Annotated in this window: 1 rRNA gene; it reads right to left on the bottom strand. The window is 51.9% G+C overall.

From position 1 onward, the window contains the following. Window positions 1-1,963: ribosomal RNA gene (locus tag J2Z80_RS14860) — 23S ribosomal RNA — on the bottom strand; the annotation flags it as partial.

Below are 1,963 nucleotides of genomic sequence, written 5' to 3'. Positions count from 1 at the left end.
AAAGTATTTCTACTCTTACACCTCCGGCCTATCTACCTCGTCTTCTCCAAGGTGTCTTACTCCTTTCGGATGGGAAATCTTTTCTTGAGGTGGGTTTCACGCTTAGATGCTTTCAGCGTTTATCCCTTCCAAACTTGGCTACCCAGCTGTGCGAATGGCTTCGCAACTGGTACACCATCGGTTTGTCCACCCCGGTCCTCTCGTACTAAGGGCAGTTCCTCTCAAATTTCCTACGCCCGCGACGGATAGGGACCGAACTGTCTCACGACGTTCTGAACCCAGCTCGCGTACCGCTTTAATGGGCGAACAGCCCAACCCTTGGGACCTACTTCAGCCCCAGGATGCGATGAGCCGACATCGAGGTGCCAAACCTCCCCGTCGATGTGGACTCTTGGGGGAGATCAGCCTGTTATCCCCAGGGTAGCTTTTATCCGTTGAGCGACGGCAATCCCATTCTCTACCGCCGGATCACTAAGCCCGACTTTCGTCCCTGCTCGAATTGTCTTTCTCGCAGTTAGGCTACCTTCTGCCTTTGCACTCTTACGCGCGATTTCCTTCCGCGCTGAGGTAACCTTTGGACGCCTCCGTTACTTTTTGGGAGGCGACCGCCCCAGTCAAACTGCCCGCCTGTCAGTGTCCATATGCCGGCTTACGGCTCCTATGTTAGAATTTCGGTAATATCAGGGTGGTATCCCAACGTCGGCTCCAGATAGGCTGGCGCCCATCTTTCTCTGCCTCCCACCTATCCTGTACAGATATTACTAAAATTCAGTGACAAGCTGCAGTAAAGCTCCATGGGGTCTTTCTGTCCTGTCGCGGGTAACTCGCATCTTCACGAGTACTACAATTTCACCGGGTCCCCCATCTAGACAGCGCCCAAGTCGTTACGCCTTTCGTGCAGGTCGGAACTTACCCGACAAGGAATTTCGCTACCTTAGGACCGTTATAGTTACGGCCGCCGTTTACTGGGGCTTAAGTTCTGTGCTTCAGATTTTCTCCTAACACTTCCCCTTAACCTTCCAGCACCGGGCAGGCGTCAGCTCCTATACTTCGTCTTTCGACTTAGCAGAAACCTGTGTTTTTGGTAAACAGTCGCTTGGGCCTCTTCTCTGCGGCCTTTCGGCACTCCTTCTCCCGAAGTTACGGAGTCTTTTTGCCGAGTTCCTTAATGAGGGTTCTCCCGCTCGTCTTTGGATTCTCTCCTCGCCTACCTGTGTCGGTTTCGGGTACGGGCACCTTATCCTCGATAGCAACTTTTCTTGGCAGCCCCTTCGAAACTTCGCCTCTTCGGCTCCCCGTCACAGCTCTTATGAGCTTTGGTACTTCACTCAAAGCTCTTTTCGTCGCTGCTTGGACGTGCTCTACCAACCGCACGCTTTTCTTATCTCGCTGCGTCCTTGCTTCTCTTTTAACGGATTTCGGTGGTACCGGATTTATTACCGGTTATCCATCGCCTACGCTCTCGCCTCGGCTTAGGTCCCGACTTACCCTGGGCGGATTATCCTTCCCCAGGAACCCTTAGGCTTTCGACGGTAAGGTTTCTCGCCTTACTCTCGTTACTTATACCGGCATTCTCTCTACTGTACTGTCCAGATTCGCTTTCGCTTATCCTTCTCCCTGTACAGTACGCTCCCCTACCATTCCTACAGAATCCGTAGCTTCGGTGGCATGTTTTAGCCCCGTTTATTTTCGGCGCGGGATTTCTCGACCAGTGAGCTATTACGCACTCTTTGAATGTATGGCTGCTTCTAAGCCAACATCCTGGTTGTCTTGGAAATCCTACTTCCTTTCCCACTTAACATGCTCTTTGGGACCTTAGCTGTCGGTCTGGGCTGTTTCCCTTTTGACTACGGATCTTATCACTCGTAGTCTGACTCCCAGGGTTATCAATATGGCATTCGGAGTTTGATAGGGTTCGGTAACCTTTTTGGCCCCTAGTCCATTCAGTGCTCTACCTCCATAT

Origin of the sequence: Thermoanaerobacterium butyriciformans (assembly GCF_017874545.1) — a bacterium.
In the GTDB taxonomy this organism is placed as follows: domain Bacteria; phylum Bacillota; class Thermoanaerobacteria; order Thermoanaerobacterales; family Thermoanaerobacteraceae; genus Thermoanaerobacterium; species Thermoanaerobacterium butyriciformans.
Note: the sequence above shows the minus strand (reverse complement) of the source record. Positions and strands in the feature narration are given on the sequence as shown.